Origin of the sequence: Streptomyces sp. NPDC051909 (assembly GCF_040681095.1) — a bacterium.
Lineage (GTDB): Bacteria > Actinomycetota > Actinomycetes > Streptomycetales > Streptomycetaceae > Streptomyces.
In genome coordinates this window covers 47,046-73,402 of sequence record NZ_JBFAYA010000008.1, presented here as the reverse complement: position 1 = coordinate 73,402, position 26,357 = coordinate 47,046, and the positions used below count along the sequence as shown (strand labels likewise).

General features: G+C 73.6%; 26 protein-coding genes and 1 pseudogene. 15 read left to right on the top strand and 12 right to left on the bottom strand.

Going from position 1 to position 26,357, the window contains the following annotated elements; translation table 11 throughout:
- Nucleotides 1–73: 73 nt before the first annotated feature.
- The 3 genes and pseudogenes from AB0M18_RS14965 (at nt 74) to AB0M18_RS14955 (ending at nt 2,665) form a co-directional block, all read left to right on the top strand.
- Nucleotides 74–928, top strand: coding sequence for a helix-turn-helix transcriptional regulator (locus AB0M18_RS14965; protein WP_365757771.1), 855 nt, complete (start codon nt 74–76; stop codon nt 926–928).
- Nucleotides 929–1,519: 591 nt separating this feature from the next.
- A pseudogene (locus AB0M18_RS14960) lies at nt 1,520–1,597 on the top strand (hypothetical protein); the annotation flags it as partial.
- A 423-nt stretch (nt 1,598–2,020) separates the two neighbouring features.
- Entirely contained in the window at nt 2,021–2,665 is a 645-nt protein-coding gene (locus tag AB0M18_RS14955; RefSeq protein WP_365758291.1) for a response regulator transcription factor, read from the top strand.
- 4 nt (nt 2,666–2,669) lie between these two features.
- Here the strand turns inward: AB0M18_RS14955 and AB0M18_RS14950 are convergent, their stop codons facing one another.
- The 3 genes from AB0M18_RS14950 to AB0M18_RS14940 are packed head-to-tail and all read right to left on the bottom strand — an operon-like array spanning nt 2,670 to nt 6,138.
- Nucleotides 2,670–3,416 (bottom strand): succinate dehydrogenase/fumarate reductase iron-sulfur subunit, encoded by a 747-nt coding sequence (locus tag AB0M18_RS14950; protein WP_365757769.1) that lies wholly within the window; start codon nt 3,414–3,416, stop codon nt 2,670–2,672.
- Entirely contained in the window at nt 3,413–5,401 is a 1,989-nt protein-coding gene (locus tag AB0M18_RS14945; RefSeq protein ID WP_365757767.1) for a fumarate reductase/succinate dehydrogenase flavoprotein subunit, read from the bottom strand. The genes AB0M18_RS14950 and AB0M18_RS14945 overlap by 4 nt, the downstream gene beginning before the upstream one ends.
- 2 nt (nt 5,402–5,403) lie before the next feature.
- The gene (locus AB0M18_RS14940; protein ID WP_365757765.1) at nt 5,404–6,138 is read right to left on the bottom strand and encodes a succinate dehydrogenase; all 735 of its coding nucleotides are present in this window, start codon (nt 6,136–6,138) and stop codon (nt 5,404–5,406) included.
- Nucleotides 6,139–6,233: 95 nt separating this feature from the next.
- Between AB0M18_RS14940 and AB0M18_RS14935 the strand changes: the two genes are divergently transcribed.
- Entirely contained in the window at nt 6,234–7,130 is an 897-nt protein-coding gene (locus AB0M18_RS14935) for a LysR substrate-binding domain-containing protein (RefSeq protein WP_365757763.1), read from the top strand.
- A gap of 94 nt (nt 7,131–7,224) precedes the next feature.
- On the opposite strand, the gene AB0M18_RS14930 is transcribed toward AB0M18_RS14935, so the two are convergent.
- Both AB0M18_RS14930 and AB0M18_RS14925 read right to left on the bottom strand, forming a co-directional pair.
- Nucleotides 7,225–9,396, bottom strand: coding sequence for an EAL domain-containing protein (locus AB0M18_RS14930; protein WP_365757761.1), 2,172 nt, complete (start codon nt 9,394–9,396; stop codon nt 7,225–7,227).
- Nucleotides 9,393–10,205, bottom strand: a complete 813-nt coding sequence (locus AB0M18_RS14925) for an SAM-dependent methyltransferase (protein WP_365757759.1) — start codon at nt 10,203–10,205, stop codon at nt 9,393–9,395. The genes AB0M18_RS14930 and AB0M18_RS14925 overlap by 4 nt, the downstream gene beginning before the upstream one ends.
- A 530-nt stretch (nt 10,206–10,735) precedes the next feature.
- Between AB0M18_RS14925 and AB0M18_RS14920 the strand changes: the two genes are divergently transcribed.
- The 3 genes from AB0M18_RS14920 to AB0M18_RS14910 all read left to right on the top strand — a co-directional run bounded on the left by AB0M18_RS14920 (nt 10,736) and on the right by AB0M18_RS14910 (nt 12,893).
- A complete protein-coding gene (locus AB0M18_RS14920; protein WP_365757757.1) occupies nt 10,736–11,356 on the top strand; it encodes a hypothetical protein in 621 nt (206 codons plus the stop codon).
- Nucleotides 11,357–11,395: 39 nt separating this feature from the next.
- The gene (locus AB0M18_RS14915; protein WP_365757755.1) at nt 11,396–12,160 is read left to right on the top strand and encodes a hypothetical protein; all 765 of its coding nucleotides are present in this window, start codon (nt 11,396–11,398) and stop codon (nt 12,158–12,160) included.
- A gap of 169 nt (nt 12,161–12,329) precedes the next feature.
- On the top strand, nt 12,330–12,893 hold the full coding sequence (locus AB0M18_RS14910) for a hypothetical protein (protein ID WP_365757753.1): 564 nt from the start codon (nt 12,330–12,332) through the stop codon (nt 12,891–12,893).
- Between the two features lie 139 nt (nt 12,894–13,032).
- On the opposite strand, the gene AB0M18_RS14905 is transcribed toward AB0M18_RS14910, so the two are convergent.
- Nucleotides 13,033–13,566: a hypothetical protein gene (locus AB0M18_RS14905; protein ID WP_365757751.1), complete on the bottom strand. Its 534-nt coding sequence runs from the start codon at nt 13,564–13,566 to the stop codon at nt 13,033–13,035.
- A gap of 345 nt (nt 13,567–13,911) precedes the next feature.
- Here AB0M18_RS14905 and AB0M18_RS14900 point away from each other — a divergent pair, with 345 nt between their 5' ends.
- Nucleotides 13,912–14,571, top strand: a complete 660-nt coding sequence (locus AB0M18_RS14900; RefSeq protein ID WP_365757749.1) for a class F sortase — start codon at nt 13,912–13,914, stop codon at nt 14,569–14,571.
- 60 nt (nt 14,572–14,631) lie between these two features.
- On the opposite strand, the gene AB0M18_RS14895 is transcribed toward AB0M18_RS14900, so the two are convergent.
- Nucleotides 14,632–15,513, bottom strand: coding sequence for a polysaccharide deacetylase family protein (locus tag AB0M18_RS14895; RefSeq protein WP_365757747.1), 882 nt, complete (start codon nt 15,511–15,513; stop codon nt 14,632–14,634).
- Nucleotides 15,514–15,603: 90 nt separating this feature from the next.
- Between AB0M18_RS14895 and AB0M18_RS14890 the strand changes: the two genes are divergently transcribed.
- Nucleotides 15,604–16,050, top strand: coding sequence for a universal stress protein (locus AB0M18_RS14890; RefSeq protein ID WP_265867658.1), 447 nt, complete (start codon nt 15,604–15,606; stop codon nt 16,048–16,050).
- A gap of 16 nt (nt 16,051–16,066) precedes the next feature.
- Here the strand turns inward: AB0M18_RS14890 and AB0M18_RS14885 are convergent, their stop codons facing one another.
- Nucleotides 16,067–17,266 carry a CapA family protein gene (locus AB0M18_RS14885; RefSeq protein ID WP_365757746.1) on the bottom strand — a complete coding sequence of 400 codons (1,200 nt, stop codon included), beginning with the start codon at nt 17,264–17,266 and terminating at the stop codon, nt 16,067–16,069.
- Nucleotides 17,267–17,495: 229 nt separating this feature from the next.
- On the opposite strand from AB0M18_RS14885, the gene AB0M18_RS14880 reads away from it, so the two are divergent.
- From AB0M18_RS14880 to AB0M18_RS14870, 3 genes are all read left to right on the top strand, one after another.
- Nucleotides 17,496–18,083: a sigma-70 family RNA polymerase sigma factor gene (locus tag AB0M18_RS14880; protein ID WP_365757744.1), complete on the top strand. Its 588-nt coding sequence runs from the start codon at nt 17,496–17,498 to the stop codon at nt 18,081–18,083.
- Between the two features lie 20 nt (nt 18,084–18,103).
- Entirely contained in the window at nt 18,104–18,517 is a 414-nt protein-coding gene (locus AB0M18_RS14875) for a PaaI family thioesterase (protein ID WP_365758289.1), read from the top strand.
- 261 nt (nt 18,518–18,778) lie between these two features.
- Complete coding sequence (locus AB0M18_RS14870) at nt 18,779–19,210, top strand: hypothetical protein (protein ID WP_365758287.1); 432 nt, start codon at nt 18,779–18,781, stop codon at nt 19,208–19,210.
- Between the two features lie 21 nt (nt 19,211–19,231).
- On the opposite strand, the gene AB0M18_RS14865 is transcribed toward AB0M18_RS14870, so the two are convergent.
- The 4 genes from AB0M18_RS14865 to AB0M18_RS14850 form a co-directional block, all read right to left on the bottom strand.
- Nucleotides 19,232–19,990, bottom strand: coding sequence for a LytTR family DNA-binding domain-containing protein (locus AB0M18_RS14865; RefSeq protein WP_365757742.1), 759 nt, complete (start codon nt 19,988–19,990; stop codon nt 19,232–19,234).
- A gap of 19 nt (nt 19,991–20,009) precedes the next feature.
- The gene (locus AB0M18_RS14860; protein WP_365757740.1) at nt 20,010–20,882 is read right to left on the bottom strand and encodes a DNA-formamidopyrimidine glycosylase family protein; all 873 of its coding nucleotides are present in this window, start codon (nt 20,880–20,882) and stop codon (nt 20,010–20,012) included.
- Between the two features lie 70 nt (nt 20,883–20,952).
- Nucleotides 20,953–22,956: a SpoIIE family protein phosphatase gene (locus AB0M18_RS14855; protein WP_365758285.1), complete on the bottom strand. Its 2,004-nt coding sequence runs from the start codon at nt 22,954–22,956 to the stop codon at nt 20,953–20,955.
- A gap of 186 nt (nt 22,957–23,142) precedes the next feature.
- Nucleotides 23,143–24,342: a DUF6777 domain-containing protein gene (locus AB0M18_RS14850; RefSeq protein WP_365757738.1), complete on the bottom strand. Its 1,200-nt coding sequence runs from the start codon at nt 24,340–24,342 to the stop codon at nt 23,143–23,145.
- 193 nt (nt 24,343–24,535) lie between these two features.
- On the opposite strand from AB0M18_RS14850, the gene AB0M18_RS14845 reads away from it, so the two are divergent.
- Genes AB0M18_RS14845 through AB0M18_RS14835 form a run of 3 tightly spaced genes read left to right on the top strand, consistent with a single transcriptional unit; the run spans nt 24,536 to nt 26,354 of the window.
- Nucleotides 24,536–25,582, top strand: a complete 1,047-nt coding sequence (locus tag AB0M18_RS14845; RefSeq protein ID WP_365757736.1) for a YndJ family protein — start codon at nt 24,536–24,538, stop codon at nt 25,580–25,582.
- Nucleotides 25,579–26,136 (top strand): DUF1990 domain-containing protein, encoded by a 558-nt coding sequence (locus AB0M18_RS14840; protein ID WP_365757734.1) that lies wholly within the window; start codon nt 25,579–25,581, stop codon nt 26,134–26,136. The genes AB0M18_RS14845 and AB0M18_RS14840 overlap by 4 nt, the downstream gene beginning before the upstream one ends.
- A gap of 50 nt (nt 26,137–26,186) precedes the next feature.
- On the top strand, nt 26,187–26,354 hold the full coding sequence (locus AB0M18_RS14835; RefSeq protein WP_365757732.1) for a hypothetical protein: 168 nt from the start codon (nt 26,187–26,189) through the stop codon (nt 26,352–26,354).
- The last annotated feature ends 3 nt before the right edge of the window (nt 26,355–26,357 follow it).

Below are 26,357 nucleotides of genomic sequence, written 5' to 3'. Positions count from 1 at the left end.
CGGAGCCTGGTAGTGGCGAGCCTGGTAGTGACAGGGCCACCCTCGCCCGCGGTCGCGCCCGTACGCTTGACGGATGAGCGACAACGAGCTGGGGGCGTTCCTGCGCGCCCGTCGTGAGGCCGTGCCCCCCGCCGAGGCCGGTCTCCCCGCGGGCCCCCGGCGGCGCACCCCGGGGCTGCGCCGGGCGGAGCTGGCCATGCTGGCGGGGATCAGCGTCGAGTATCTGGCCCGGCTTGAGCAGGGCCGGGACCGCAACCCGTCGCCGCAGGTGCTCGGCGCGCTGAGCGAGGCCCTGCGGCTGCCGCTCGAAGCCCGCCTGCACCTGCGGAACCTGATGAAGTCGGGCTCCCACCACCACATCTGCACCCGGGCGCCCACCCCGGCGCAGGAGGTGCGGGCCCCGGTCCGGGCGCTCCTCGACCGCCTCGGCCCGACCCCGGCGGTGGTCCTGAACATGCTGGGCGAGGTCGTGGCGCACACCGACGGCTACGCGCGCCTCGCCGGCCCGGTCGGCCTGCTCGACGGCGAACGCCCGAGCCTGCCGCGCTATGTCTTCACCGACCCCCGGGCCCGTACGGTCTACCCGGACTGGGACCGGGTGGCCGACCAGCAGGTGGCGGGGCTGCTCCTGTCGATCACCCGCAGCGACCCGCACATGGCGGAGCTGGTCCAGGAGCTGACGGTGACCGCCGGCCCCGCCTTCTCCTCCCGGCTCGACGCGCCCGCGCCCGTACCCTCCCGCTCCGGTGTGGACCGCTTCGTGCATCCCGAGGCGGGTGAGCTGCGCCTCGCGTACGAGGTGCTCGAACCGAGCGAGACGGACGCCCAGCACCTCGTGGTGTACCTGCCGGCGGACGAGGCGACGGAGTCGGCGCTCGACGGCCTGATGGGCCGCCGCCCGGGCACCCTGCGCGCCGTCGGCGCCTGACCGGCGCCCCGTACGCCCCTGGGGGTGTACCCAGGTACACCCCGGTCCGGCACCCGGCACCAGTGGCCCGGCCCGCTCCCGCCGGCAGAGTCGACGGCGACGGAACACAAGCCGGACGACGGGGAGGCCGAGGGGCATGCGGGTGTGGAAGGCGGAGACGGGGGCTTCTGGCGGGACCTGCGCTGGGCGTGGCTGGAGCCGCTGAACGGCGGCCTCCTCGTGGCGGTGCCGCTCTCGCTGTTCTGGTTCGGGGTGTTCGGCGCGGTGGTCCAGCCGTTCGTGTGGCGGGAGTTGGGGGACGGCAACTGGTACTCCTTCGTGCCGGTGGTCTCCCCCGCCACCGCGGTCGCGGCGGCGGGGCTCGGGTGCGGCTTCGTCGCCGGTGCCGTGGCCCTGGCGCCGTGGACGCTGGCCCGGTACGCCCGTTGGACCCGGCGCGCGCTCTCCGTACCGTACGAGACGGTGCTCGTCCGGCGGATCGACCACCTGACCGGCACCCGGGCCGACGCGCTGGACCTCCAGGCGGCCGAACTGCGGTGCATCGAGCGGGACTTGCACGACGGGGCGCAGGCACGCCTGGTGGCGCTCGGGATGACCCTGGCGGAGGCGGCCGGGCGGCTCGACGAGGATCCGACCGCGGCGCGGACGCTGCTCGCGGACGCGCGGGAGGTCTCCGAGCGGGCGCTCGGGGATCTGCGGGAGCTGGTGCACGGGATCCTGCCGCCGGTCCTGGCCGACCGCGGGCTCGGTGACGCGGTGCGCTCGCTGGCCCTGGACTCCTTCCTCGACGTACGGGTGGACTCCGCGCTGCCGCCCGGCCGGCTGCCGGCGGCCGTGGAGTCCGCCGCGTACTTCGTGGTGGCCGAACTCCTCGCCAACGCGGCCAAGCACGCCGGGGCCCGCGAGGTCCGGATCGCCCTCGCGCACACCGGCGGCACCGGCGGGCTGCTGCGGGTGACCGTCGCCGACGACGGCCGCGGCCCCGGACGGCGGCGGGCTGCACGGGGTGCTGCGCCGGCTGCGCGCCTTCGACGGAACCCTCGCCCTGGACAGTCCGCCGGGCGGCCCCACCCTCGCGACCCTGGAGATACCGTGCGCGTCGTCCTCACCGAAGACCTCTTCCTCCTCCGGGACGGGCTGACCCGCACCCTTCAGGAGCACGGCTGCGAGGTGGTCGCCGCCGTCGACAACCATCCCGCCCTGGTCCGCGCGCTGCGCGAGGAGCGCCCGGACGTGGCCGTGATCGACATCCGGCTGCCGCCGGGCTTCACCGACGAGGGACTGCGGGCCGCCCTGGACGCCCGCCGGGAGCGGCCGGGCTTCCCGGTGCTGATCCTGTCGCAGTACGTGGAGCAGTTGTACGCACAGGAGTTGCTGGCCGGCGGGGAGGGCGCGGTCGGCTATCTCCTGAAGGACCGGGTGACGCACACGGCCCAGTTCGTCGACGCGGTACGGACGGTGGCCGCGGGCGGCACGGTGCTGGACCCGCAGGTGGTGGCCCGGCTGCTCGCCCGCTCCGACGCCCGCGGGAACACGGCCGCGCTCACCCCGCGCGAGCACGAGGTGCTGCGGCTGATGGCCGAGGGCCGGTCGAACGCGGCGATCGCCACCGCGCTCCACGTCAGTGAGAGCGCGGTGGCGAAGCACACGGCGGGCATCTTCGGGAAGCTGCGCATCGAGCCGTCGGCCGACGACAACCGGCGGGTCCTGGCCGTCCTCGCGTACCTCCGGCGCTGAGGCTCTAGCGGGCGGCCTTGCGGCGGGCGCGCAGCCACTCCTTGTTCATGGCGGAGATCGAGGGCAGCGGGATGCCCTTGGGGCAGGCGGTGGCGCATTCGCCGGTGAGGGTGCAGCCGCCGAAGCCCTCGGCGTCCATCTGGGCGACCATGTCGAGGACCCGGGTCTCCCGCTCGGGCGCCCCCTGCGGCAGCACGCCCAGGTGGTTGACCTTGGCCGAGGTGAACAGCATGGCGGAGCCGTTGGGGCAGGCCGCGACGCAGGCGCCGCAGCCGATGCACTCGGCGTGCTCGAAGGCGAGGTCGGCGTCGGCCTTGGGGACGGGGGTGGCGTGCGCCTCGGGCGCGGAGCCGGTGGGGACGCTGACGTAACCGCCGGCCTGGATGATCCGGTCGAAGGCGGAGCGGTCGACGACGAGGTCCTTGACGACCGGGAAGGCGGCGGCCCGCCAGGGCTCGACGTCGATGGTGTCGCCGTCGCGGAAGGACCGCAGGTGCAGCTGGCAGGCGGTGGTGCGCTCGGGGCCGTGGGCGTCGCCGTTGATGACGAGGCTGCAGGCGCCGCAGATGCCCTCGCGGCAGTCGTGGTCGAAGGCGACGGGGTCCTCGCCGCGCAGGATCAGCTCCTCGTTGAGGGTGTCCAGCATCTCCAGGAAGGACATGTCGGGCGAGATGCCGTCCACGTGGTAGGTGGCCATGGCGCCCTCGGCGTCGCCGTTCTTCTGGCGCCAGACGCGCAGGTTCAGCCTCATGCGTAGCTCCGCTGGGTGGGGTGGACGTATTCGAAGGTGAGGTCCTCCTTGTGGAGGACGGGCGCGCCTCCGCCGCCGAACTCCCAGGCGGCGGCGTACGAGAACTCCTCGTCGCGGCGGGCGGCCTCGCCGTCCGGGGTCTGGGACTCCTCGCGGAAGTGGCCGCCGCAGGACTCGACGCGGTGGAGGGCGTCGAGGCACATCAGCTCGGCGAGCTCCAGGTAGTCGACGATCCGGTTGGCCTTCTCCAGGGACTGGTTGAACTCCTCACCGGTGCCGGGGACCTTGATGCGGCGCCAGAACTCCTCGCGGATCTCGGGGATGCGGCGCAGCGCCTTGCGCAGTCCGGCGTCGGTGCGGGCCATGCCGCAGAACTCCCACATGAGTTCGCCGAGTTCGCGGTGGAAGGAGTCGTGGGTGCGGTCGCCGTCGACGGCGAGGAGGAGGCTGAGCCGGTCCTCGGTCTCGGCGAGCACGTCCCGTACGGCGGGGTGGGCGTCGGTGACGGGTTCGGCGTGCGGGTGGCGGGCCAGGTAGTCGTTGACGGTGGCCGGGAGCACGAAGTAGCCGTCGGCGAGGCCCTGCATGAGGGCGGAGGCGCCGAGCCGGTTGGCGCCGTGGTCGGAGAAGTTGGCCTCGCCGATGGCGAAGAGGCCGGGGACGGTGGTCTGGAGGTCGTAGTCGACCCAGAGTCCGCCCATCGTGTAGTGCACGGCCGGGTAGATCCGCATCGGTGTCTCGTACGGGTTCTCGGCGGTGATCCGCTCGTACATGTCGAAGAGGTTGCCGTACTTCTCCTCGACCCCGGCCCGGCCCATCCGCCGGATGGCGTCGGCGAAGTCCAGGTAGACGCCCTGGCCGCCGGGGCCCACTCCCCTGCCCTCGTCGCAGACGTTCTTGGCGGCGCGGGAGGCGATGTCGCGGGGGACGAGGTTGCCGAAGGAGGGGTAGATGCGCTCCAGGTAGTAGTCGCGCTCGTCCTCGGGGATCGCGTGCGGCGGGCGGGTGTCGCCCTGGGCCTTGGGGACCCAGATGCGCCCGTCGTTGCGGAGCGACTCGCTCATCAGGGTGAGCTTGGACTGGTGGTCGCCGGTGCGCGGGATGCAGGTGGGGTGGATCTGGGTGAAGCAGGGGTTGGCGAAGTACGCGCCGCGCCGGTGGGCCCGCCACACGGCGGTGGCGTTGGAGTTCATGGCGTTGGTGGAGAGATGGAAGACGTTGCCGTAGCCGCCGGTGGCGAGGACGACGGCGTCGGCGTAGTGGGTGGAGATCTCGCCGGTGATCAGGTCGCGGGCGACGATGCCGCGGGCCCGGCCGTCGACCACGATCAGGTCGAGCATCTCCGTACGGGCGTGCATCTCGACGTTTCCGGCGGCGATCTGCCGGGACAGTGCCTGGTAGGCGCCGAGGAGGAGCTGCTGGCCGGTCTGGCCGCGGGCGTAGAAGGTGCGGGAGACCTGGACGCCGCCGAAGGAGCGGGTGTCGAGGAGGCCGCCGTACTCGCGGGCGAAGGGGACGCCCTGGGCGACGCACTGGTCGATGATCTCGACGGAGATCTGGGCGAGCCGGTGCACGTTGGACTCGCGGGCGCGGAAGTCGCCGCCCTTGACGGTGTCGTAGAAGAGGCGGTGCACGGAGTCGCCGTCGTTGCGGTAGTTCTTGGCGGCGTTGATACCGCCCTGGGCGGCGATGGAGTGGGCGCGGCGCGGGGAGTCCTGGTAGCAGAACTGGACGACGTGGTAGCCCTGTTCGGCGAGGGTGGCGCCGGCGGAGCCGCCGGCCAGGCCGGTGCCGACGACGATGATCCGGTGGCCGCGCCGGTTGGCGGGGTTGACCAGCTTCGCCTGGAAGCGGCGGGTGTCCCAGCGGTCGGCGATGGGCCCGGTGGGGGCGGCGGTGTCGGCGATCGGCCCGCCGGTCGTGAAGTCGGTGAAGTCGGGGGTGCCGGTGAAGACGGGAGCTTCGGTGAAGTCGGGGAGGGACATGGTCAGTTCACCACTCCGGTCATGACGCCGACGGGGACGGCGATGAAGCCCGCGGTCAGCACGAGGGCGAGGGCGTCGGCGAGGAATCTCAGGGCCCGTTCACGGCGGGCGTTGCCGACGCCGAGGGTCTGGGCGGCGCTCCAGAAGCCGTGCCGGACGTGGAGGCCCACGGCGAGCATGGCGACGATGTAGACAGCGTTGCCGTACCAGGTGGAGAAGGTGTCGATCACGTTCTGGTAGGGCTTGCCGTCCTCGAAGCCGCCGGCGTGGACGGTGCCGGTGGTGAGGTCGAGGACGTGCCAGACGATGAAGAGGCCGAGGATCACGCCGCCCCAGCGCATGGTGCGGGTGGCGTAGGAGGAGCCCTTGCGCCGGTGCGCGTAGCGGGTGGGGCGGGCCTTGAGGTCGCGCCGGCTGAGCTGGTACGCGGAGACGGCGTGCGCCGCCACGGCGGCCAGCAGCGTGATCCGGGCGATCCACAGGCCCCACTGGTGGTGCAGGACGGGGGCGCCCATGACGCGCAGCCAGTGTCCGTAGCCGTTGAACTCCTCGGGGCCGAAGAAGACCTTGAGGTTGCCCGCGACATGGGCGACGAGATAGGCGAGCATGATCAGGCCGCTCACGGCCATCACGGTCTTCTTGCCGAGGGTCGACGCCCAGAAGCCGCGGGTGGGGGCGGCGGGCGGGGGCGCGGTCCGGCGTTCGGGCCGCCGTTCGGACTTCGTTGCCAGAGCCATGCGACCGACGCTAGGGCCGAAGAGCCCGAGAGGTCCAAGACATGGTTCGGCTCATCTCGATAGGCGACTCCTATGGGTCCCGGTAGGCTGGTGGCATGCAGTTCCAGCAGCTCCTGTACTTCGTCGCCGTCGCCGAGACCCGCCACTTCACCCGGGCCGCCGAGCGCGTGCACGTCTCGCAGCCCTCGTTGTCCCAGCAGATCAAGGCCCTGGAGCAGGAGCTGGGTGCCGAGCTGTTCAGCCGGGCCCGGGGCAACATCGCGCTCACCGACGCGGGCGAGGCGCTGCTGCCGCTGGCCCGCCGGATCCTCGCCGACACGGACACCGCGCGCCACGAGGTCCAGGAGCTGGTGCAGCTGAAGCGGGGCCGGGTGCGGCTCGGCGCGACGCCCAGCCTGTGCACCGGGCTGCTGCCGGACGTGCTGCGCGACTTCCACGACCTGCACCCGGGGATCCGTCTCCTTATCGAGGAGGGCGGCTCGCACGACCTGGTACGGGAGCTGGCGCGCGGCTCGCTCGACCTGGCCCTGGTGGTGCTGCCGCTGCCGACGCCGTCGCCCGCGCTGACCACGGTGGAGCTGCTGACCGAGGACCTGGTGGTGGTCTCGTCGGCCTCGGCGCCCGCACCGCGCCGGCCGGTGCGGATCGCGGACCTGCGCGAGCAGCCGCTGGTGATGTTCCGGCACGGGTACGACCTGCGGGAGCTGACCGTCGCGGCCTGCCGCGCGGAGGGCTTCGAGCCCTCCTTCACAGTGGAGGGCGGCGAGCTCGACGCCGTCCTCGGCTTCGTCCGGGCGGGCCTCGGCCTCGCCGTCGTCCCGGCCATGGTCGCCGCCCGCGCGGGCCGCGACCTCCGCGTCACGGCCCTGGCCCGCCCGGGCCTGCGCCGCACGATCGCACTGGCCCACCGCAGCGACGTGGCGCCGCCGCGGGCGGCGCGGGAGCTGCAGAAGCTGCTCATGGCCTCGCGACGGGGTGCGCCACAGCCCTGAGCCTGCCGCCCCGGCGCCCCGCCCGGACCGGCGCCCCGCCCGGCGCCGACCGGCACCGCGCAACGGAAAGGCGCCGCCCTCCGCACCGCGTCCGCTACACCGCGTCCACCAGGGCCAGCGACCGGATCCGGTCCGGGGCGCCGGGGCGGGCGTAGTACCAGCCCTGGGCCGTGTCGCAGCCCAGGTCGCGGAGCTGCTGGGCCTGGGCGCCGGTTTCGACGCCCTCGACGGTGACGGCGAGTTCGAGGCTGTGGGCGAGCTGGACGATGCCCTCGACGATCTTGATGTCGACCGGGTCCACGGGGTGCTGCTGCATGCCCTGGGTGAAGGAGCGGTCGAGCTTGAGGACGCTCACCGGGAGGCGGCGCAGGTTGGCCAGGTTGGAGTAGCCGGTGCCGAAGTCGTCGAGCGCGATGTCCACGCCCATCTCGGCCAGCTGCCGCAGCGGCTTGAGAAGGTCGTCGTCGGCGCCGATGAGCGCGGACTCGGTGACCTCCAGGCACAGCGCCCCCGGTTCGAGGCCGGAGCGCTCCAGGACGTCGACGGTCTCGGCGACCAGGCCCGGGTGGTGCAGCTGGGTCGGCGAGAGGTTGACGTTGATCCGCAGCGGCCCGGTGGCGGGGTGCCCGCCGGGGGCCTCGTCCTGCCAGAACCGGGCCTGGCGCACGGCCTCCTGGAGCACCCACCGGCCCAGCGGGACGATGAGCCCGGTGTTCTCGGCGAGCGGGATGAAGCGGTCCGGGCCCAGCACTCCGTGCTGCGGGTGGCACCACCGTACGAGCGCCTCGGCGCCGTGCACGCTGCCGTCGCCGAGGTGGACCAGCGGCTGGTACTCGATGAAGAACTCGCCGCGTTCCAGGGCGGCGGGCAGCGCGGTGGTCAGCCCGTGCCGGGTGATGGCCCGGGCGTCGGCCTCCTCGTCGGCGTACTCGAACCGGTTGCCGCCCGCCGACTTGGCCCGGTACATGGTGATGTCGGCGCTGCGCAGCACCTCGGCCGCGGTCCGCTCGCCCGCCGGTCCCTCGACCACGCCGACGCTGCCGCGCACGGCGAGCTCGCGGCCGTCGATGCTGATCGGGGTGGCGAGCGAGGCGAGCATCCGGTCGGCGAGCTCGCCGACCTTGCGTTCGCTGCCGGCGCCGGTGGTGAGCGCGACGAACTCGTCGCCGCCGAGCCGGGCGACCATCTCGCCGGGCGCGGTGACACAGCTCTGCAGCCGGTCGGCGACCTCCACGAGCAGCCGGTCACCGGTGGAGTGGCCCAGGCTGTCGTTGATCACCTTGAAGCCGTCGAGGTCGAGGTAGGCCAGGCCGAAGCTGGTGTCGCCGCCCGGGCCGAGGGTCTTCTCCAGGCGTTCGAAGAACAGGGTCCGGTTGGGCAGCCCGGTGAGCGCGTCGTGGGTGGCCTCGTAGCGCAGCCGGAGGTTGAGCAGCCGCCGTTCGGTGGTGTCCTCCATCAGCGCCAGCTGGTACTGCGGCCGGCCGGCCGCGTCGCGCAGCAGGGAGACGGTGAGGTTGGTCCACAGGACGGTGCCGTCGCCGCGGTAGTACGGCTTCTCCACGCGGTACGACTCGCGCTCGCCGCGCACCAGCTCGTCGTACAGGCGCCAGACGTGCGGGCCGTCCTCGGGGTGCACCCACTCGACGATGTTCTTGCTGGTGACGGTGCCCTCAAGGCCGCCGAACATCCGGGTGAGGGCCTCGTTCACCTCCAGGATGTTGCCGTCGAGGTCGGCGATGCCGATGCCGATGGCGGCCCCGTCGAAGACCGCGCGGAAGCGGCTCTCGGTGGCGTGCAGGGCGAGTTCCGCGGCGCTGCGGGCGGACAGCGCGGAGTGCGCGATGGACTCCTGCTCGGCGAGGGTGCGTTCACGCAGGGCCTGGGCGAAGCCGGCCGCCATGGCGTGCTGGAGCCGGGAGCAGCGGGCGCGCAGCTCCTCGGCCTCGACACCCTGTTCGTCCCCGCAGTACAGCACCAGATACGCGTCGACCACGCCGAGGCTGCGGGCGAGCGCGTCCGGGTCGGTGCAGTGCGCGGCCACCAGCGCCTGTCCGACCCGGTGCGCGGGCGCCGTGTCGAAGGGCCGGGCGTGCAGTGCGTCGCACAGCTCCCGGGCGGGCGGCAGCAGGTGCCGCTCGAACTCCTGACGGGTCATCGAGGTGGCGGTGACCGGGAACACGGCGCGGCTCCAGATGGTCACGAACCGCCTGAGTCTGTCCTCCGGTCCGTCGGCCACGGAACCGGCAGGCTGGGACGGCAGCTTCACGCCTTGCGCCCCACCCCTGCGAACCCGGAGAAGGCGAAGGGATCCTCCTCCTCGTCGGGACTGTCGGGCCGCCACAGGGGCATGGGCACGACGCCCGGCTCGACGAGCTCGGTGCCGTCGAAGAAGCGGGTGATCTCCTCGTGGGTGCGCATCACCAGCGGGTTGCGGATGTCGCGGTAGACGCCGACGGCCCCGCCCGCGCGCTCCTGCGGCACCGGGATGCCCTCGTACGAGGCGTGGGTGAGGACCAGCATGCTGCCGGGGGCGAGCGCGTCGACCAGCTCGGCGACGGCGGCGCCCGGCTCGTCCGCGTCCTCCAGGAAGTGCAGCACGGCGACGAGCAGCAGGGCCACCGGGCGGTCGAGGTCGAGGAGTTCGGCGACCTCGGGGCTGTGCAGGATCTCGCGCGGCTTGCGCAGGTCCGCGGCGACCACGGCGGAGCGGGGGTCGTCGCCGAGCACGGCCCGGCTGTGGGCGACGGCGACCGGGTCGTGGTCCACGTAGACGACCCGGGCCGCCTCGCTGGCGGCCTGGGCGACCTCGTGGACGTTGCCGAAGGTCGGTATCCCCGAGCCGATGTCCAGGAACTGCGTGACGTCGTTGTCGACGGCGTGCCGCACGGCCCGGCGCATGAAGGCACGGTTCGCCTGCATGATCTTCGGGAGTCCCGGCAGGAACTCCATGGCCCTGCGGGCCGCTTCCCGGTCCACTTCGAAATTGTGCGAGCCGCCCAGATAGAAGTCGTACATACGGGACACGCTCGGCACCGAGATATCGATGCCCGGCGGAGCCCAGGCGGGACGCTCCATCAAAGTCTCCAACAAGTCGCCGTGAGATGTGGCCAGGTGTTCGCGGCCTGTGTTCGAGCTGAGGCTACTGATCGCCCGCCAAGAGAGCGAGCGGAAACGGAAATTCTCGATCCGTTCTTGGTCACACGCCAATGGCACGTGCTCGGGGTAAGGAAGAGTTCACGCCTTCAGGTCGTGCAAATTCACGTGCATATGGTCGTGCGGCCCTCTGACCTGCGTTCCGTCGCAGCCCGCGGGCGGGGTGGGCGGGGATCGGAGTCCAACGGGCGGCGACAACCGGCCAGTTCCCGGATTCGGGCCCGCGGAGTGCCGCGCGCCGCTCGCGCACCACCCTCACACGCCGCCCTCCCGGGCGGGGCCGATCCACGTGAATCCACCGCAACGGACGAGCCGTTGGCACCGTTGGGCAGCCCGTGAGACGACAAAGTCGGTGGAAACGTCAAACCAGTGCACGCCCAGATCCGCTCCATCCGGGGAATCGGGGGCCGTTCCGACCCGTCCGGCCCACCCGCCGGATCATGCTGCTCGGCGTGTCTCTCTTGCCTCGATGCCCGTTCTCCCGCTATGGGACACGGCTGACGCGCCCGCTCGCGGCCGGCGCGCTGGTGTGGCTGCTGACCGCACCGGCCACACCGGCGACCGCCGACGCGTGCGCCTGGGCCGTGACCGGGCCCGGTGGATCGAGCGGGGTGGCGATCGCCGGGGACGGGCCGTGTCATCCGACCCATCCCCCGCACCCCACGCATCCCCCGCACCCGACCCATCCGACCCATCCGCCGCACCCGACCCATCCGCCGAAGCCGAGCCCCAAGCCCACACCCGCCCCGAAGCCGACCCCGAAGCCGAAGCCACCGGCCCCGCCGCCGCCTCCGGTGCGCACCACACCGCCACCGAGGCCCGCACCGCCCCCGCCTCCGCCGCCGCGCCCCGCGCCCCCGGCGCCCGAGCCGGAGCCGGAGCCGGAGCCGGAGCCCCCGAGCCCGGCCCCGGCCCCCACGGCGCGTCCCCGGCCCACCCCGGTCGCACTGCCGCACTACCGGCGCACGGCCCGGGTCAAGCCGAAGAGCGCGCCCAACGTGCTCACCACGACCCTGCTCGTCACCGCCCCCGCGGTGCTCGCGACCGCGATCCTGCGCCCGCGCTCCCGCTGACCCCTGTGCCCCGACCACCCCGCAACGGAGGAAACACCCTTGTCCGAATGGGTAGTGCTCACCATCGCGATGGCCGCCGCGTGCGCCGTCGTGCTGGCCATCGTCGTCATCAACCACCGGCGGATCCCCGAGGACGACGACCCCAGCGAGACCCCCGACGTCATCGAGTACATGACCATGATGATCGGCGTGGTGTACGCGATCGTCCTCGGCCTCGCCATCGCCGGCGTGTGGGAGGCCCGCAGCGCCGCCCAGGAGACCGTGCGCCAGGAGGCCCAGGCGATGCACGAGATCTCGGAACGGGTCGAGGTCTATCCGCTCGCCACCCGGGAGCGGATCCGCGCCGACATCGACGCGTACGTGGCGTACGTGGTCGAGGACGAGTTCCCGTACATGACCGAGCACGGCGAACTGAGCGAGACCGGCACGGAGCTGCTGCAGAAGGTGCGCCGCAGCGTCACGGACTACCAGCCCGCCAACGACTTCGAGGGCCAGGCCTACCAGCCGCTGGTCGACCAGGTCGCGGTCGCCGACGACGCCCGCAACGCCCGCGGCGAGAACGCGGGCGCGACGATGCCGGGGGTGGTCTGGTTCGGCCTGATCGCCGGCGCCCTGGTGACGGTGGGCCTGATCTTCACACTGCAGATCCGGCGCACCGGCCGGGAGTTGCTGCTCGCCGGCCTCTTCAGCGCCCTGATCGCCTTCCTGCTCTTCCTGATCTGGGACTTCGACGCACCGTTCAGCCGGGGCCTGGCGGCCACCGCCGCGCCGTTCGTCGATCTGTTCCCGCAGGTCACGGGCTGACAGCAAGGGGCGTGACTGGGCCGAGCGGGGGACATCGGTGCCCCATTCGCACGTCTGGGATCGCGGCTGTGGTAGAGGGCTCCTAGCGTTTCGGGCATCGAGGTGCACGTCCCGCCTTTCTCGCGGATACCCCTTCCGCGGCTGCTCCTCGGGACCCGGAGGATTGACCATGCGCGCGATACGTGCCGCGTCCACCGCTCTGCTGGGGGCGGCCGCCCTCGCCCTGGCCGCCCCCGTCGCCGTCGCCGCCGACGGCGCCCCGGCGCCCGCCCGTCAGGCGCCCCGAGCGAAGGCCCCGGGCGATTTCGTCGTGTCGCCCGGGGTCGTCGCGCCCGGCGGCCGGATCTCGCTCAGCGCACCCGGCTGCGCCAGTACGGCGACGGCCTCGGCCGGCATCTTCGACACCGTGACCATCGCCCCGAACTCGGTGGTCACCGCCACCGTGGACACGGACGCCAAGCGCGGCGCCGTCTACACGGTGTCGTTCAACTGCACCGGCGGCATCCAGGGCACCGTCGACCTGACCATCAGCGGCGGGACGACGGCGACGGCGACCGCCCGGTCGACCGTGCTCGTCACCCCGCGCGGCGTCGCGGGCGGTCTCGGCGGCTCGTTCGACGCCACCGACACCTGGACCTTCGCGGCCGGCGGGGCGCTGGTGCTCGCCGCGGCGGGCGGTCTGGTCTTCGTGATCCGCCGCAGGTCGTCGGCCTCCGACGGCCGCCGCCACTGACGGCGTCCCGGAGTGTCACCGCACCCCGCCCCGTCGCGCCCCGCCCCGTTCCGCCCGTCGGCACACGCCCGTCGCCCCCGAGCCCTGGACGGGACTCGGGGGCGACGGGCGTTGCGGGCCGACCGGGAGGTTCGGCCGGTCAGACCCCCGCGCCGGTCGTGCGGCGCCGGCGGGCGATGAACAGCCCCCCGCCCAGCGCGGCGGCGGCGACGAGGCCGCCGCCCACCGCCATCTCGGTGGAGCCCGGGGCGAGCGAGCCGCCCAGACCGCCCTGCGAACCCTGGCCGGCCAGCACGCGGAACTGCGTCGTGAGCTTGCGGCCGTTGACGCACGTGGCGGTCACGGTGTGCAGGCCGGGCGTGGCGTTGTCGAAGATGCGGACGCTGACAGTGGAGAACCCTTGGTTGGAGCCCGAGAGGGTGCCGGACGGGAAGGCCGCGGACGAGACCGTGCCCGCGGCGCAGTCCCTGGTGGTGACCAGGAGAAGCGCACCCTGGTGAACCGCGAAGGGGGAGACGGTGATATTGGAGTTGTTGTTGTCGCCGCCCTTGGGGGCCTGGAAGGAGCCGACGGTCACGCTGCTCGGCCCGTTGGTGGCGGTGGCGAGGGGGGCCGCGAGCCCGAGCGCCGCGAACGCGGTCGCCGTCACCGCCAGAGTGCGTGCAGCACGCATGGTTGAACCTCCAGTGGAAGACGCCCCGAAGCCGTGCTCCGGGAGATTCGACGAGTACGTCTTCCATGACGAACCATCACAAGTTGCGGCGACCCCCGCATTTCGGCACTGGGCCACCCCGGTGAGGCCGGAGACCGGCCGAATGGGGTAGCAATCTGACGGATCCGCAGGTCACGCAGCGTCAGAACGATCATCTGATGATGACTCGGATGGCTGATCACCCGTTCCCCCGCGCGGGACCGCCGGGGCGGGGTCGCTCCTCCGGCGGACACCCGTTCGCTCCGCCCGGGAAGCCGGTTCGCGTCCGCGCCCTTACCGTTCCCGTGACGCCACCAAGGGAGAACCATGAGCCCCAAGGACTTCAGCCTCTTCGACGCCGCCAGGAGACGCCAACCCTGGGGCGCGCTGGCTCTCGTCATGCTGTCCGGCCTGGCGATAATGCGCAACGGGGTCGGCTTCGAGTCCGGCCCGCCGCAGCCCACCGCGGCTGCGCGCCCGGTCGCCCGGCCGGTCGCCCCCGTCCCCACGGCCGGCGCCGTCCAGGAACTGCCGTTCGCCCCCGCCTCACGCATCAGGATCCCGGCCATCCAGGTGGCGGCCCCGCTCATGGACGTGGGCCTGGACGACAACGGCTGGGTCGCCGCCCCGCCGCCCGAGGAGAAGAACCTCGCCGGCTGGTACCAGAACGGCATCGCGCCGGGCATGCGCGGCACCTCCGTCATCGTGGGGCACGTCGACAACCTGGCAGGGCCCGCGGTGTTCTACGGACTCGGCTCCCTGCACCAGGGCCAGCACATCGAGGTCGACCGTTACGACGGCCGGGTGGCCGTGTTCGAGATCTACGGGGTCGAGGTCTTCTCGAAGAACGACTTCCCCGGAGCCCAGGTGTACGGGGACACCGGCCAGCCGGAGCTGCGGGTGATCACGTGCGGCGGCGGCTACTCACGCGCCCACGGCTACGACGGCAACGTCGTGGTCTTCGCCCGGATGATCGGTCTCCGCTAGGCGGTCCGCAAGGCGAAGGGCCCCGGCACCGGGTGGGTGCCGGGGCCCTTCAGGGTCTGCTCAGCGGCGCGGCACGGTGATGCTGTAGCCGGCGTCGAGGAGGCGCGGCAGATAGCGCTTGAGGGCGGCGACGGAGTGCGAACGGTTGCCGCCCGCATCGTGGTTGAGGACGACGACGCCCTCGCCCGCGCCGTCGAGGACCCGGCGGACGATGCTGTCGGTGGGCGGCTCCTGCCAGTCGAGGGTGTCCACGGTCCAGGCGAGCGGCTCCATGCCGAGTTCGGCGCCGATCTCGAACGACAGCTTGTTCCAGGCTCCGTAGGGTGCCCGGTACCACGACGGCGGTGCGCCCAGGGCCTGTTCGATGACGTCGCTGGTGGAGCCGAGCTCGTGGCGGATGAGCGAGGGCCGCAGCTTGGGCACGAGCGGATGCGACCAGGAGTGGTTGCCGACCACGTGCCCGTCCTCGGCCATCATCTTGAGCAGGTCCTGGTTGTCGACGGCCATCTCGCCGCAGACGAAGAACATCGCCCGGCAGCCGTAACGGCGCAGGGTGGCCAGGATCTCCGGGGTGTAGCGCGGGTCCGGGCCGTCGTCGAAGGTGAGCACCATCGAGCGGCCGACGCCCGTGAGGTGGAGGAAGGGCCGGGTCCGGACGGGCGGGAGGGCGCGCCGAACGGCGGGCGGAGCATAGCCGGTCATCGGCTGGAGCCTATACGCGGCGGGCCGCAGCCGCGCCTGAGCCTTCGCCTGCGCCCCGCCCCGGGCCTGGGGTCCGGCGGCGGGTGCCGGGCGCGCGGGGCGGGCCCCGGCCACCGTGGTCCCCTCGTCCGTGCCTCCCAGGCGGTCCGCGGCGAAGACTCCGACGGTGGCGGTGGCGCCCAGGGCGGCGGCGAGGCGCAGCAGCGCCCGGCGCCCCGTGGTCGTCTCATCCTTTTTCATGACCAATGGTGCGAACGGTGGACGGCACCGGCCGCGCAGCGACACCGGCCCCCCGCCGGAAAACACCTGATGAGCCGATAGCCTCGGAGGGTGAGCGGATTCGAACGAGGTACAGACGGCCCGAAGGTGATCGTCGCCGGGGTCGACGGTTCGGCGTCCTCGCTGCGCGCGGCGGCGTACGCGGCCGGGCTCGCCCGGCGGCAGAACGCACTGCTCGCGCTCGTGTACGTACAGCCGGTGCTCGCGGCCGGCGCGGCGATGGGGGCACCGGTCTCCGGCGCCACCGAGGAGATCGCCGAGGGTCTGGTGGCCGAGATCCGGGAGTCCGCGGAGCGCGTGAAGGAGATCTTCCAGGTGCGCTGGGAGTTCCACACCTTCCGCGGGGACGCGTACGCGGGTCTGGTCTCGGCCGCCGACGAGCTGAAGGCGGACGCGGTGGTGGTCGGGGCCTCGGAGTCGGCCGGGCACCGTTTCGTGGGGTCGGTGGCGGTGCGCCTGGTCAAGGCGGGCCGCTGGCCGGTCACGGTGGTGCCGTAACCCGTACCCCCCGGGGCTACTCCCCCATGGTCAGTCCGTCGCGGGCCGCGCCCCGGTCGAGGACGACCGAGCGGATGGCGTCGCGGGGCTCGGTGTACTGCGCCTGGCCCTTCCTGATCGCCTCGTTGAGGTCGACCACCCGGCCGCGCGCGGTGTCGAAGAACTGGGGCACGAACTCCGCCTTGGTCACCTCCCAGCGGCGGCCGGGCGCGGTGGGCGGGGCGAAGGTGAAGCGGCCCAGGGTGCCCATGTTGCCGCGGCGGTCGTAGGCGCTCTCGTAGTTGATCATGTCGCCGGCGACCTGGTCGCCCATGCCGTAGACGATCCAGGTGCCGTTGACCTTCTCGTAGGCCTGCGGCACATGGGCGTGGGTGCCGATGATCAGGTCGATGTCGGGGCGGTCACCGGTGCGGGAGGCGGTGAGTGCCCGGCCGAGGGTGAGCTGTCGCCGGTCGGGCGCGGTCTGCCACTCGGTGCCCCAGTGGATGGAGACGACCACGACGTCGGCGCCGGCCTTCCGGGCGGCCCGGGCGTCGGAGACGATCTTCTCCTGGTCGATCAGGTTCACGGCCCAGGGCTGCCCCTCGGGGAGCGGATAGCCGTTGGTGTCGTACGTGTAGGCGAGCTGGGCCACGGTCGCCCGGCCGGCCTTGAGCAGGGCGGGGCGGGCCGCCTCGTCGGCGGTGCGGGCCGAGCCGGCGTGCCGTACTCCTGCCTTGTCGAGCGCGTCGAGGGTGCGGCGCAGTCCGGCGGCGCCGTCGTCCAGGGTGTGGTTGGAGGCGGTGGAGCAGGAGTCGTAGCCGGTCTCCTTGAGGGCCGCGGCGACCTCGGGCGGGGACTTGAAGGCGGGGTAGCCGGTGTAGGGGCCGCCGGGCTCGCCGTACACCGTCTCCATGTGACAGATCGCCAGATCGGCGCGGGAGACCACGGGTCTGACGCCGGAGAGCATGGGGCGGAAGTCGTAGCCGTTGCCGCCCGCGTCGGCGGCGGCCTGCCGGATGATCGAGTCGTGCGGGAGGACGTCGCCGGAGGCCACGAGGGTGAACGGGGCCGGGGCGGAGGCGCCGCCGGGGGCGGCGGTGCGCTGTGGCGCCCGGCTCTGCGCGGGGCCGCCGCCGGGGCGTTCCGGGGCGCGGTCGGCGACGGCGCAGCCGGCGGCCGCGGTGAGCAGGACGGCGGCGAGCGCGGCCGTTCCGGGTCTGGTGCGTGGGGTCATCTGCCGGACTCCGCTGGTTCGTAGGATGAACAGCTGTTCCTATGAATTCACGGCTGGCGATAAGCCTCAGTCAAGGTTCAATGCCGCAACAGGCCACAAACCCGCTGAATCGGACGCATGCCTTCCGCCCGTCCGTTCACCGGACCATTCACCGCTCGGTGTGACCGTTCGTCGCAGATCCCTGTCCGTTCCCTGTCGCCCGACGTTCGGATGCGTTCACATACGGCGCATGACGACGGCACTGACGCCACCGACCGCACCGGCGGCGACCACCGACGAGCGGGCTCTGGAGGAGCTCCAGCGCGAGCACGGCCCCGCCCTGCTCTCCTTCCTGCTCGGCCTGACCCAGGGCGACCGGCAGCGCGCCGAGGACCTGGTGCAGGAGACCCTGGTCCGGGCCTGGCTGCACCCCGAGGCCTTCGACTCCTCCTACACCTCCATGCGGCCCTGGCTGTTCACGGTCGCCCGGCGGCTCGCCATCGACGCCCGCCGCTCCCGGCTCTCCCGGCCCACCGAGATCGGCGACGACCTGCTCGCCGTCACCGCCGACCCGGCCGACGCCACCGAGTCCGCGGTCGCCGCGCTCGACGTCCGGGCGGCGGTACGCGGGCTGCGCCCGGAGCACCGGGCCGTCCTCGTCCGGCTCTACTTCCACGGGCTCACCGTCAACGAGGCCGCCGCCGATCTCGGCATCCCGGCCGGCACCGTCAAGTCCCGCTCCCACTACGCCCTGCGCCAGCTCGGGCACCGGCTCCCCGGCTACCGGCCGCGCCACCGCGGACCCGTTGCCCGGGCCTCGGCCGGGGCCGCACAATGACGCCCGTGACAACGACGCCCGTGGCCCTGACCACCGCCGCCGCCGAGAAGATCCTCGCCGACAACTTCGCCCCCTGGGTGCTCGACCTCGGCCTCTCCGTCGACTCCGTCGACGGGCACGAGGCCGTCCTCCGGCTCCCCTGGTCGGAACGGCTCGCCCGCGAGGGCGGCGGGATGTCCGGCCAGGCCCTGATGGCCGCCGCCGACACGGCGACCGTGATCGCGGTGGCCGCCGCCCGCGGCGGCTTCGTCCCGATGACCACCGTGCAGCAGTCGATCAGCTTCCAGCGGCCGGTCGTCGGTGCCGACGTCCTGGTGCGGGCCCGGCTCACCAAGACCGGCAAGCGGATGGCCTTCGCGGACATCACCATGACCGCCGAGGGCAGCGAGGAGACGGCCGCGCACGCGACCGCCGTGTACGCGCTGCTCGGCTGAGCCGTCTCCCCCGTCCCGGATCTCACCCCCGCCACACGGCGCTCACCAGCACCGACGCGGCGGGGACGCATTCGCCGATCCGCCGGTCCAGTTGAGCGAACCGCCCCCGCGCGGCGCCTTCTCAGAGGAGGCTCGTCCCGGGGACGAACAAGACCTGGCGTCCCAGAAGAACCGGGAGAAGGTGGAACCGTGCTGCCCGAGAGCACGAACGGCACCGGCGGAGGCGGCGGAGGCGGAGGCGGAGGCGGACTCGCCGTGCCGATGGACTGGCTGTGCGCCGAGTACGTCGCCGACGACGTGATGCGGACGAGCGGGCTGGTCGCGCCCGGCTCGCTGGAGTTCCGGGCGGGGGTACGCACCCTGGCCCTGACCGTCCTGCTCGACGGGCGGGGCGTCGACGGCCCCGGCCTCGACGGCTGGCTGCGCCGCACCGCGCACGACCACCCGTGGGACGCGTGGGTGACCGCCCGGCTCGCCGACCCGCCCGCCGCCACCCCGGAGCCGGATCTGGCGCTCGCCCGGGACACCTGGCGGCTCCTGAAGGACACCGAGCTGCGCGCCGCCGACCTGGCCGGGCTCGCGGGGCTCGGCGGACCCGGCCGGGCCCACGTTCTCGACGAGGAGCGTCAGGTGTGGCTGCCCGCCTGGCAGTTGGGCGTGGCCCTCGGCCATCTCGCGCTGCACCTCTGCTGAGCGGCCGCCGGGGCGCCGCGATCAGCCCCGGGCGCGCCGCATCAGCAGGTCGCGCAGCTCCCTGGCGTGCCGGCGGGAGACGGCGAGGACCGCCTCGCCGACCCGGACCGAGGTCGCGCCGCCGTCCAGGCGCAGTTCGTCGATCCGGCCGAGCGCGACCAGATGGCTGCGGTGGATCCGTACGAAGCCGCGGGGGGCCCAGCGCTCCTCCAGGACGGACAGCGGGATGCGTACCAGATGGCTGCCCTGGTCGGTGTGGAGCCGGGCGTAGTCGCCGTGCGCCTCCGCGTACGCGATGTCGTCGACGGCCACGAACCGGGTGACGCCACCGAGTTCGACCGGGATCTGCTCGGCCGCGGGCGCGGCCGCCGGGGCCGCCGCGGCACCCGCGTGCACCAGCTCGCGGACCCGGCGCACGGCCTCGGCGAGGCGTTCCCGGCGCACCGGCTTGAGCACGTAGTCGACGGCCTCCAGGTCGAAGGCCTGCACCGCGAAGCCCTCGTGGGCGGTGACGAAGACGATCAGCGGCGGCCGGGCGAGGCCGCCGAGCACCCGGGCCAGGTCGAGGCCGCCGAGCCCGGGCATGTGGATGTCGAGGAAGACCACGTCGATGCCCTCGGGCCCGTCCGGCCCGGACTCGACCGCCCGGCCGATCCTGCGCAGCGCCTCGGTGGCGTCGCCCGCGCCCTCGGCGGTCCGCACGCGCGGGTCGGCGCGCAGCAGATAGAGCAGTTCCTCGAGGGCCGGCGACTCGTCGTCGACGGCCAGTACGCGCAGCATGCCCGCGAGTGTATTTCAGCTATTTGAGCAGCTTGGACAGGCGGCGGTCGGCGAGCGGCCGGCCGCCGGTCTGGCAGGTGGGGCAGTACTGCAGCGAGGAGTCGCTGAAGGAGACGCTGCGGACGGTGTCGCCGCACACCGGGCAGGGCTCGCCCGCCCGGCCGTGCACCCGCAGGCCGCTCTTCTTCTCGGCCTTGAGCCGGCCGGCGGCAAGTCCGTGGGAGCGCTCGACGGCCTCGCCGAGGGTGGCGCGCATCGCCTCGTACAGGGCGGCGGTCTCCTCGGCCGTCAGGTTCTGGACGGGCTTGAACGGGGACATCTTCGCGGCGTGCAGGATCTCGTCGCTGTACGCGTTGCCGATGCCCGCGATCAGGCCCTGGTCGCGCAGCGCGCCCTTGATCTGGCGCCGTTCGCCGGCGAGCAGGGCGGTGAAGGCGGCGAGGTCGAAGTCCGCGGCGAGCGGGTCGGGGCCGAGGCGGGCGACGCCGGGCACCTCGCCGGGGTCGTGGACGACGTACACGGCGAGGCGTTTGGTGGTGCCGGCCTCGGTGAGGTCGAAGCCGTCGCCGCCGGTGAGCGCGATCCGCAGGGCGAGCGGTCCCCTGCCCGGTTTCGGCGGGCCGGACGGCAGCACGTCCTTCCAGTGCAGCCAGCCGGCCCGGGCGAGATGGGTGACCAGGTGCAGTTCGCCCGCCGCGCCCTCGGTGGCCAGGTCGAGGAACTTGCCGTGCCGGGCCACGCCGGTGACCCGGGCGCCGTCGAGCGCGGTGACGGGCGGGTCGTAGGTCTTGAGCACGCTGATCGCGACGGGCAGCACGCGGGCGATCTCCTTGCCCACGAGGTGCTCGTCGAGGAACGCGCGGAGGGCTTCGACCTCGGGCAGCTCGGGCATGCCCCCACCCTGCCGTACGCGCGGGGCGCCCGCCCGTCGGACGCGCGCCCCGGCCCGTACCGCCGCCGGTTCAGGACCCCTCGGCCCGCTCCCCCGGCTGTTCGGTGGCGAACTCGCACCACACGCACTTGCCGCCGCCGCGCGGTTCGACGCCCCACAGGTCGGAGAGCTGGTCGACGAGCAGGAGTCCTCGGCCGGAGACGCCGGACTCGCCGGCCTCGCGGCGGCGCGGCAGGGCGCTGGAGCGGTCCTCGACCTCGACGCGGAAGCGGCGTTCGGGCCCGCCGAGCAGCCGCAGGGTCACGATGGCGCCGCCGTCGGTGTGCATCAGGGCGTTGGTCATCAGCTCGTCGGCGACCAGCTCGATCTCGTCGGAGCGGCCGCCGGCGCCCCAGGCGCGCACGGCGGCGCGGATCATGTGGCGGGCGGAGCTGAGGGCCTCGGGGTCGTTCTGGCCGACGTGCTGTTGGAGCCGCCCGCCGGCCTGCGGCGACCGGTCGCCCTCGCGGCGCAGCAGCAGGACGGCGACGTCGTCCTCGCCGCCGCGCTCGTCGACGACGTCGCAGAGGTGGTCCGCGAGCAGGCCGAGATCCCGGGGGCCGCGCTTGACCAGCGAGGTGAGCCACTGCAGGCCCTCGTCGAGGTCGGCGCCCGGCTTCTCGACCAGGCCGTCGGTGTAGAGCAGCAGGGTCTGGCCGGGGTCGAGCTCGACGGCGGTGACCGGGTACTCCAGGCGCCCGAACTCGGCGGACAGGCCCAGCGGCAGCCCGCCCTCCACGGGCAGCCGGCGGGCGCTGCCGTCGCGGTCCTGGAGCATCGGGTCGACATGCCCGGCGCGCACGATCTGGACGAGTCCGGTGGCGGGGTCGGTCTCGGCGTAGGTGCAGGTGGCGAAGCGGTCGGTGTCGAGCTCGTGGAGGAAGACGGAGGCGCGGGCCATGACGGTGGCCGGGGTGTGGCCCTCGGCGGCGTAGGCGCGCAGCACGATCCGCAGCTGGCCCATGACGGCGGCGGCGTGGGTGTCGTGGCCCTGGACGTCGCCGATGACGGCGCCGACCCGGCCTCCCGGCAGCGGAATGATGTCGTACCAGTCGCCGCCGATGTCCCGGCCGAGCCGGGCGGAGCGGTAGCGGACGGCGATCTGCGCGCCGGGCACGTCGGGGATGCGGCGCGGCAGCATCGCCTGCTGGAGGCCTTCGGCGAGGTCGTGGTCCTGCTCGTACAGCATGGCGCGCTGGAGGCTCTGGGCGATGGAGCTGCCGAGGGCGACGAGCAGATTGCGCTCGTCGGCGCTGAAGCCCGTCCGGTCGCTGTAGAGCAGGCCGAGGGCGCCGATGGGGCGGGCCTGGGCGATCAGCGGGAGGTAGGCGGCGGAGGTGATGCCGAGGCCGCTGATGTGGGGCCACAGGACCGGGTAGGAGGTGGCGAAGTCCTCCGGGGACTCGATGAAGCGGGGGCTGAGGGTGCGGACCACCTCGCTCATCGGGTACTGCTCGTCCACCCGGGTGAAACGGGTGCCCGGCACGAAGGCACCGGCGGGTCCCTCGGCCACCAGGTGGATGCGGCCCGATTCGAGCAGGCCCATGACGAGGCTGGCGGCGCCGAACTGCTCCAGGCCCTGGGAGTCGTTCAGGAGGTCGATGATGTCCTGCACGGTGCGGGCGTGGGCGAGGGCGGCGGTCATGCCCTCGACGACGCTGGTGCGCTGCCGCCGGCCCTCGTCGAGGCCGAGCCGGGCGGCGGACTCGGTGAGCTCCTCGGAGGCGTCGCGGACGAGCCCGATGATGCGCACCGGGCGCCCGTCGGGGTCGCGGCGGACCACGCCCAGGGTGTGGGTCCAGCGCTGGACGCCGGCCCGGGTGCGGATCCGGAAGTAGGCGCCGTAGTGCGCGCTGCCGTCCTTGAGGGCCTGGGCGACGAGGGAGTCGAGGCGGCGGCCCTCGTCGGTCAGGACGCGGGATCCGAGAGTGGTGGGGTCGCCGTCGTAATCCTCGGCGGGCATGTCGAAGATCTCGAGGGCGCCCTCGTCCATGCTCATCCGGCCGGTGAGCAGGTCCCAGTCGAAGGTGCCCATCCGGAATTCCCGGCCGAAGTCGTGGAGGAAGCAGCAGGTGGACGCCGTCGAGCCCGCCTGCCCGGCCGTGCAACGGCACGGCTCGGCCGCCGTCCCGCCCCCTCTGCCCACAGTCATGGGGCCACGCTAGGCGCCGCGTCGGCCGCGCGCACGGCGAAGATCGGAACTCGTTCGCAACAACGTTCGTCAGCCTTCGAAGGTCTCGGGCTGCCGGGGCGCGGTGTCGCCGGGCAGCAGCTCCTCGAAGGAGGGCGGCGGCTCGGGCAGCGGCTGCTGCTCGCCGGGGCCGTCGGGCACCGGGACGTCGGGGGCCGGGACGTAGGGGCCCGGCGGTACGTCGGGGATGGGCGCGTCGTTCGGGGCGTCCGGCAGCGGCGGGGCGACCGGGTCGCCCGGCCGTTCGTTCTCGCGGGGCGCGGACGGGGTGTGGGGCACGACCGGCACCGAGGGGGCGGTGGACGGCGCCTGGGGGCGCGCCGGGGTGGCGGCCGGGACGGAGGCGTCCGGCACCGGCTCGGGCGGGTTGGTGACCAGGTCGCAGGACGCCGGGTCGCAGGACGGCAGGACGTCGGGCCTGCGGTCCTGGTCGCCGTCGGTGCCGGTGCGGCGCTCCAGCCAGGTGTTGTCGGCGGTGCTGGCGATCACCAGGCTGCCGACGGTGCCGCTGGTGGGGGTGATGACGACGACCCGCTCGGGGCGGTAGCCGGGCCAGGCCTCGCCGGTGTGCACGGCGCCCTCGGCGGCGGCCGGGGAGCGCAGCGGGTTGCCGCACGCGCAGCGGAGCCGGGGGGTGCCGTACTGGTCGACGAGGACGGCGGTGCCGGCCTGGAGCACGGCCTGGTAGGCGTTGGCGCGCCCGTTCTGGAAGCCGTGGCTGGTGACCCGGGTGTCGGCGCGCAGCAGGACGGGGGTGAGGCCGCGCAGCCAGTCGGCGAGGTTGCTCTCGGGGATGCCGGCGGACTCGGCGAAGGCGCGGGCCTTGGCCGGTTCGGCGGTGAGGTAGGAGACCTGCTGCTCGACGTTGCAGCTGGCGACGGCGCGGGTGCCGCCGTAGAGGCCGGGGGTGGAGCCGGCCAGCGCATGGCCGGCGGGGGCGGGGTCGGCGACGCCGGTGACGGGCGGCGCGTCCTGCCGTACGGGGGCGCCCTCCTGGGCGGTGGAGGCGGTGAAGGGGGCGGGGCCCTGGGACCCGGCGGGCTGGAGCAGCACCTCGCGGGCGGGGCCGGTGGCGCTCTGTTCGGCGCCGGGCTCGCCCGGGTCGCCGCCGGAGCAGCCCGCGAGGAGCAGGGCCGAGGCCAGTGCGGCGAGGGCGCGCGCGGCGGGGCGCGAGGGTCCGCGGCCGTGTCCTGGTGGTGTCGAGGGCCGTCGTCTGGCTGCGTCGCGCACTGGGTCTCCCGCCTGTCGCCCCCGGTCGTTCCTTCATGTCTGACGCAGGCCTCCGGGGCCCGCAATCCAGGCGCGTCCATCCGGCGCCGCACCCACACCCACCGCCACTTGAACACGTTCAAGGAAGGCTCTAGGCTCACCACCGAAGGGTTGAACATGTTCAACCGATCTCGCTCGTGGGGGTGGCGGTGCCATGTCCGTGCTCGTCGGACTGATCGTGATGCTGGGGATGCTGGTCGTCGTGCCCGTCGGGCTCCGGCTGCTCGACGGACCGCAACCGGCCACCCTCCGGCTGCTCCGCCGCGTCTGGCCGCTGCTCGCACTGCCCGGCGCCGTCGCCCTGTGGCTGCCGCGCTCACCGCTCGCCGTCGCGCTCGCCTCGGTCTACGCCCTGGCCACCCTCGCCCTCGCCCTGCACGCGCCGGTCCGGCTAGGTCGTGTCTTTCGGATCAGGCCGGATCAGCGAGCGGCGTTCGGCGCCGTGGATCGCAAGGCGGAGGAGGGAGACGATGCGGAGCATCGGCGACCGACGACAACGCGGCGAGGCGCGGCGCCGGGCGTCGGGAGCCCGGCAAGATCCGGAAGACACGGCCTAGCCCTGACCAGGACCCTGGCCCCCGCCGAGATCGCGGCGCTCACCGCACTGGCCACCCCGGCCGTCGCGGGGCTCGCCCTGGTCGCCGAGCGCGCCGGGTACGAGCTGTTCGGCTTCGAACTCGGCATCCTGGCCCTCACCGTGCCGCACTTCCACTTCGCGGGCTTCGCCGCCGCCCTGGTCGCGGGCCTCGTCTGCCGTACGGCCGAGAGCCGGGGCACCCGGTTCGCGGCGCTCAGCGTCCCGCTCGGCACCCTCTTGGTCCTCCTCGGCTACTTCGTCGACGACTGGGCCGAGCTCGCCGGGGCCCTCGTCCTCACCGCCGGAATGTGGGCCGTCGCCCTCGCCACCTGGCGCGAGCTGCGCGCGGACGCCCCCGACCCGGCCACAAGGCTGCTGCTCGGCACCTCGGCCGCCGTCCTGGTCGCCACCATGCTGCTCGCCCTGAGCTGGGCGCTCGGCGAGGCCACCGGGCTGCCGCACCCGAACCTGACCTGGATGGCCGCCACGCACGGCCTCGGCAACGCCCTCGGCTTCGCCCTCTGCTCGCTGCTGGCCTGGCGCCGGCTCGCCCCGGCCCGTACCGCCGGCGCCGCCCGTACCCCCCTCGCCCTCCCCACCCACCGAACGGAGCTCCCGGCATGAGCCGCCTCATCCGCAGTCTCTCGGACGTCCTCGCGACCGGCCCGGCCACGGCCCTCAACTACCCCGAGGTCGGCGCCACCCGCACCGGCCCGCTGCCCGCCGGCTACCACCACCTGCACCACACCGTCCGGATCGGCCACGGCCGGGCCGCGTACGAGGCGGCCGGCGCCGCCGTCACCACCTGGGCGATGCACCGCGCGACCGGCGCCCGGGTGGACAGCGCGGCCGACCGGGCCGCGCCGGGCGTCACCCTGGAGGTCTCGCTCGGTCTCGGCCCGGTCCGCTTCACGGCGCCCTGCCGGGTGATCTGGACGACGTACACGGAGCGGGAGACCGGCTTCGCCTACGGCACCCGCGCCGGGCACCCGGAGTGCGGCGAGGAGTCCTTCGTGGTCGACCTGCACGACAACGGCGACGTGTGGTTCACGGTCACCGCCTTCAGCCGGGCCGCCGTCTGGTACACCCGGCTCGGCGGGCCCGTCGTCCGGGCCCTGCAGCACGCCTACGCCCGCCGGCTCGGCCGCGCCCTCACGGCTCTCGCCGCCGGCCGATGAGAGTTACGCTCGTTCCGTACTCACCGGTGCACCTCTCCGAGGAGGCGGCCATGAGCCAGTACGACGAGTACACCAGCCCCTCGCAGGCCGAGGGCGAGCGCCTCGACGAGGACATGGACGAACAGCAGAAGGCGCATGTCCACCCGCAGGTCACCCGCACCACGCCGTCCCAGGCGGAGGGTGAGCGGATGGCGGACGAGGACGAGCGGAAGAGCTGACCG